We start from the raw sequence: 4,748 nt of genomic DNA on the forward strand, positions 1-4,748 counted from the left end.
TCGGGCTGTCTTTAACGGCCTCGTCGCAGCCCGGCTGCCAACCCACTTTCAGGCAGGGCATGGTCATGAAGGTTTTTAATTCCGACTCTGCCGGGAAGCCTTTGCCATTATGCATGGAGGCAATGAGCCTTAGCAGCATTCGGTCGATCGGATTGCCTTTAACGGCCTCGTCATTGCCCGACTGCCAGCCCACTTTAAGACAAGGCATACTCACAAACGCTTTCACTTCCGGCCCTGTCGGAAAACCTCTGCCATTATGCATGGAGGCAATGTTCTTAATCAGCTCCCAGTCGATTGGGTTGTCTTTAACAGCCTCATCAAGGCCCGGCTTCCAGCCCTCTTTCAGGCAAGGTATGGTGATGAAGGCTTTTACTTGCTCTTGCGTCGGGAAGTCTCTGCCACAATGCATGGTGGTAATATGCATGAGCAGCTTTCGGTCGACCGGATTGTCTTTAACCGCCCTGTCGCGGTCCGGCCGCCAGCCCTCTCTCAGGCAAATCATAGAGATGAACGCTTTCACTTTCGCTTCTTTCGGGAAACCTTTGCCATTATTCATAGAAGCAATATTCTTCACTAGCCCCCAGTCGATCGGGCTGTCTTTAACGGCCTCGTCATTACCCGGCTGCCAGCCCTCTCTCAGGCAAAGCATGCTAAGAAACGCCTCCACTTGCTCTTTTGTCGGAAATCCTTTGCCATTATTCATGGAGGAAATGCGTATGAGCAGTTCCCGGTTGATCGGTTTGCCACGAACGGCTTCGTCATGGCCGGGTTCCCAGCCCTCTTTCAGGCAAGGCATGTTCATGAAGGCTTCTAACTGCTCCTTCGCAGGGAAGCCTCTGCCACTGTTCATAGAGGCAATATGCGCAACCAGTTCCCAATCGATCGGTTTGTCTTTAACCGCCTCGTCGAGGCCCGGCTGCCAATCCATTTTCAGGCAAGGAATGGTGATGAAGGCTTTCACCTGAGGCTCTGACGGAAAACGTCTGCTATTGTTCATGGAAGCGACATGCCTGAGCAGCCTCCGGTTAATCGGGTTGTTTTGAACCTCTTCATCATTGCCCGGTTGCCAGCCTTCTCTCAGGCAGGGCATGGTGATGAAGGCTTTCACTTGTTCCTCTGTCGGGAACCCTTTGCCATTATTCATGGAGGAAATGTGCACGAGCAGCTCCCGGTCGATGGGGTTGTCCTGAACGGCCTCATCGTTGCCTGGTTGCCAGCCTTTTTTCAGGCAAGCGATGTTCATAAAGTCATCCACTTCGCCTATGGTCGGGAAGCCTCTGTTATTGCGCATAGAAGAAATCTGTTTCAGGAATGGATGTCCGGCAATAGCTTGAATCTCATGATCATTTTTATTTGCAAAGCGCTCTATATGACGCGGCCATCTCAACATGCTTGAGAGACAGCCGGTGTTTTTAATTTGATCCGTATTGACCGCCGAAAAGAAGACCGTCGCCTTGGCAAAAAACGCTGAGAGAAGCTCAGCTTGCTTAATAACACTCAATGTTTCCAATTTGGCAAAAAGGGTGGGAAATGGAGGGTTACTTCTGTTGTAGGATAATCCGATCTTTCTCCTGCGGAGGGTTTTCAGCAGTTTTTTGGCACTTTGGACCACGCTTCTCACAGCCTGGGCTGTATCCGGGTTGCTATCGTTGTAGTGGTTCTTCAACACTGCCTGATGTTTAGGTGAAAACACCGAGAGAATTTCAGGAGGGATTTCTGAAGCGTCTTCAAAATCTTCATCTTCTATTTCACCGGTGACAGGGGTCATACTGTCACTGGCGGGTGGTGGATTTTCTGATTCCGGTTCGATTACAGCCATTGGCTGAGGCTCTTCGTCAGCCGTTATAACCGATTCAGTTTCCAATGGATCTTGTGTGGACTGAACTGCGAAGGAAGAGACCACACGCCAGAGACCCTCATCAACACGCCGTAGCTTTATGGGGGGAATGTGAGATGGTTCAAAGGCCTGTTGATGCTGCAATATATTGGAGGCACTGGCTGCCGGTTCAGCCTGACGCCCTGTCCGGGTGTGCTTTCTTTTTGGTTTTTGAGCGCCTTTTTTTTGAGAGCCCTCTTTTTGAGAACCATTACTCACCGAAGCCCCATCGTCCAAAGGTGGCGGCGTAGATCCATCTATTGGGGGTAATGGCACGTAAACTCTCCCTATTCGTCCAGTGGGTCATCCTCAAATAGCCATTCATTCAGCCCAAGCAAATCTTGCTTTTTACCCTCATAGGCTTTGTACCAGTCGAGCTGTGTCACCAAATCAACCCTATCGCTCATTTTTTTGATCACAGTGAGTAGCTGGTTTGGACTCATCTGGTGGCGAAAAAGTTCCAGCATTTCAAGTTCTGTTTCCTCCAGCACCTGAAAACGATTCAATGCGTCTATCACCGCGTCCATCGCCGTTGCAAAATAACTCTGGCTGACAGCAGCCTCATCTGTACCTTCTGTCAGTCTTGCGGTGACGGCGTTTTTTAAGCTCTCCGGAGCCTCTTCCACCTGCCGTTGAATAACCGGAGCCAACGCCCTGCACAATCGGGTGGTGAGCTGACCAAGATTGGCGTAGTGCTCCAGTGACGCCCAGACTGCGGGTTTTAATGGCAAGCCTGACTTGATAATGCTGAGAATGGCACTGGGTGCCAGCGGCTTCGCTTTTTCATTATGGGTCTCACGGACGCTTGCGCTATTGCGTGGCAGTCTCTCATCTCGCTGGATGACATAGAGTTCCCGCTCATCCTGTGGAGGCTTGTACCACTGTTCGGTGAAGTCTTTGGCCTCGAAAAATGTTCTTAGCTGTTCCAACGACCAGTTTTTGATCATAAAACCGTTACCCACGAGACTGAATTCCGGTTTTGGCAATACAATGCTTCTGTCGTTAGAAAGCACCGTCAGCCGGTTCTTTTCAAACTTATATTCTGGCGCCTGTTCAAGCTCAATCAGCAGGGCAACGATAAAGTACCACAGCCGCTTTTGTCCCGGCATGAGCGCATCACCGTTGATAATGACTCCTTTGCCATCGGCACTGGCCTCCTGCGATGAAAAGCATAGATCCGGTATCTGTTCGTGGTCAGTCAGGTAATAGTGTGCCAGCAGCAGCCCTTCCAGTAGCAGCTCCTGTTGTTTTACATTGAGGGTGTGAGTGCTCTGCCGGGCAATACAGGCTTCCAGGAAATCCTGCATTTTTTGCGGCTTGAATGTCTGGTGTATCAAGTACAGTTGGCGGACAGAAGGCACCGTTTCGAAGAAGCTGTCGAGCTTTTCTACGTACCCTGAGCGTTTAGCCTCTGGCTGCGACCAGAGAATCTCCAACACCCTGGCTTTACTCAGTGTCAGAGAACATCGCTGATTCAGTTTTTGCCTCAGTGGCTCCAATGCCACCCATTGCAGTTTGTTCGGGGCAGGATTCAGCTTTCTGCACAGTGTAATGTAATCCAGACACTCGGATTCAGGCAGCTGCGTCAGGGCAAACTTAACGTTATCCAGAGGAGCGTAAATTGAGAGCGCCCTGGCCAGTACGTTCTGGTCTTGCTGGTTTTCATGATGTCTTGCCAGCCATAAGCGTGCGCCCGCGCCACCATGATGGAAGAGCATGGGTATCAGCGATGCCAGGGCATAAAGCACCTGCGTTCTTTCACTGCGGTCATCTGTGAAAGCGGTCAGGTATTGTTCAAGTTCCGCAATGGTCATGCGCCACTTTGGAGGAGCAGAGCAGAACAACGCCAGGGCTTTTAGGGTCTCCCCAATCGTCATACGCCACTTTTGGGGGATTGAACTGAACAACGGCAATGTATTCATTGCATCGTCTTCTTCCAGCTCATCCTCTCCATCACTGATGTCGTCGTCACTCTCTGTGGATAGCCCTGGAAGATCAGGAAGATATTGACGGATGCTTCTCTCATTGGCAGCCAACTCCTTTTGTTCAGGCAATCCGGAAGCTGCAAACACCCTGCTGGCCATCTTCAGGCAATGTTTCTTGTTCTTCACAGGCAACCACTGAACAAAAGCGATTACCTTCGCCTCCACCGGGAAGCCTCTACTATTACATATGCTGGCAATATAAATGAGCAGCTCCCGGTTGATGGGGTTGTTCTGAACGGCTTCATCGAAACCCTTCCTCCAGCCCTCTTTCAGACAGGACATAGACATAAAGACTTCCACCTGTCTCTTCGTCGGGAAGCCTCTGCCATTATTCATGGAAGCAATGTGCACTAACAGCTCCCTGTCGATAGGCTTGTCTTTAACAGCCTCGTCCCGGCCCGGCTGCCAACCCTCTTTCAGGCAGGCCATAGAGACAAAGGCTTCCACCTGCTTCCTGGTCGGGAAGCCTTTGCCATTGTTCATGGAGGCAATGTTCCTGAGCAGTTCCCAGTCGATGGGCTTGTCTTTAACGGCCTCGTCCCGGCCCGGCTGCCAGCCCTCTTTCAGACAGGACATAGAGATAAAGGCTTCCACCTGCTCCTTCGTCGGGAAGCCTTTGTCATGACGCATGGAAGCAATGCGCATGAGCAGTTCCCGGTTGACCGGGTTGTTTTGAACGGCTTCATCAAGGCCCGGCTGCCAGCCCTCTCTCAGGCAGAGCATAGAGATAAAGGCTTCTACCTCCTTCTTCGTCGGGAAGCCTTTGCCATGATTTATGGAGGCGATGTGAGTGATCAGTTCCCGGTCAATCGGGTTGTCTTGTAACGCCCTATCATTGCCCGGCTGCCAATCTACCCTGAGGCAAAGCATCGACATGAAGGCTTTTA

General features: G+C 51.1%; 2 protein-coding genes. Both read right to left on the reverse strand.

Annotated features, from left to right (window positions below):
* On the reverse strand, positions 1-2,152 hold a 2,152-nt coding region (locus KDK17_RS02540), incomplete at its 3' end, for a hypothetical protein (protein WP_257287261.1).
* Positions 2,153-2,163: 11 nt separating this feature from the next.
* Positions 2,164-4,748 (reverse strand): hypothetical protein (locus KDK17_RS02545; protein WP_257287262.1); only part of this gene is annotated, 2,585 nt, incomplete at its 5' end.

Source organism: Endozoicomonas sp. SESOKO2 (genome assembly GCF_024606245.1).
Taxonomy (GTDB): Bacteria; Pseudomonadota; Gammaproteobacteria; order Pseudomonadales; family Endozoicomonadaceae; genus Endozoicomonas_A.